1 protein-coding gene and 1 pseudogene are annotated in these 1,206 nt (G+C 71.3%); one reads left to right on the top strand and one right to left on the bottom strand.

From position 1 onward, the window contains the following. Window positions 1-34 precede the first annotated feature (34 nt). Window positions 35-265: pseudogene (locus I5I_RS17475) on the top strand (tRNA pseudouridine(38-40) synthase TruA); the annotation flags it as partial. 577 nt (window positions 266-842) lie between these two features. On the opposite strand, the gene ruvX reads toward I5I_RS17475, so the two are convergent. Continuing rightward, a partial coding sequence (gene ruvX, locus I5I_RS05165; RefSeq protein ID WP_239640026.1) for a Holliday junction resolvase RuvX occupies window positions 843-1,206 on the bottom strand: 364 nt, incomplete at its 5' end.

The raw sequence follows: 1,206 nt of genomic DNA, 5'->3' as shown, positions 1-1,206 counted from the left end.
GCGCGAGGCTCAGCCGCCCGGATAGGCTGGAGGGGTGCGGCTGCGCCTCGATCTCGCCTACGACGGCACGGACTTCCGCGGGTGGGCCCGTCAACCGGGTCTACGCACCGTTCAGGGCACGCTCGAGACAGCACTGGCCCGCGTGCTCGGCGGCGATCCGCAGCTGGTCGTGGCGGGTCGAACCGACGCCGGGGTGCACGCGGCCGGGCAGGTCGCCCACCTCGATCTCACCGATCGGCAGCAGCAGCGGCTGTCGTCCAGCCGCATCGAGATCGTCGATCCGGTGTCTCCGGTGACGATCGTCACGGTGGCGTCACCCTCGGCGATGCCGTCCTCGTAGTCCTTGGGCTCTTCCCAGCCCATGAAGGCCCGAATCTTGTCTTCGTAGGTGTTCCAGACATAGAAGCCGCCACCCACGATGCCACCCAGGATCGCCAGGATCACGCCGAAGATCACCCAGCCCGCGATGCGGCTCTTCCGGCGATCGCGATCGTGCCGGTTGCCGTGCCCGCGGTCGGAGTGCGCTTCCGCGCTGAAGAGCGCATCGAGCTGCTGATGCGCGGGTGCAGCGTGGGCGACCAGTGGCTCCGGTGCCGCGGCCGCAGGGCGCGGTTCGGCAGCTTCGTTGCTCGCGCGTGCGGAAACCGGCGTCGCGGTCGGTGTGCTCGTGTTCGACGGGGTCGTCTCGGGGGCGACGTTCGCGGCAGCGGCAGCCTCCCTCGCGGCGCGGCGCGACGGCGGGACGGGGGCCCCTTCGCCCGATGCCGGCGCCTGCTCGCGCGGGGTCGGCAGCTTGCTGAACAGGTCCGCGAACTCGTCGTCGTTCGGCGGGGTGTCAGGCATCAGGCGGGCTCCTGCGGGTCGGGCACGGCGACACCGGCGGGGGCGCCGGTGCTCTTCTCGACGTCGATCGCCTGCTGCAGCAGGACGACGGCGGCGACTTGGTCGACAATCCTACGAGACGAACGCTGGGAGCGTCCGGCATCACGCAGCGCCGCGTGCGCGCTCACCGTGCTGAGGCGTTCATCGACGAGGCGCACCTCCACCCCGGATGCCGCGCGCACCTCGCTCGCGAACGCACGCGCATCATCGGTGGAGGCGGTCTCGCCGCCCGACAGGTTGATCGGCAGGGCGACGAGCAGCTCCCATGGCGGAATACTCGTCGGCGAGGCCCGCGATGTGCGCCGCTGCGGCATCCGTTCGGGG

The sequence above is a fragment of the Microbacterium sp. B24 genome, assembly GCF_000333415.1.
Classification (GTDB): Bacteria; Actinomycetota; Actinomycetes; order Actinomycetales; family Microbacteriaceae; genus Microbacterium.
This window is presented reverse-complemented; position numbering and strand designations above follow the sequence as displayed.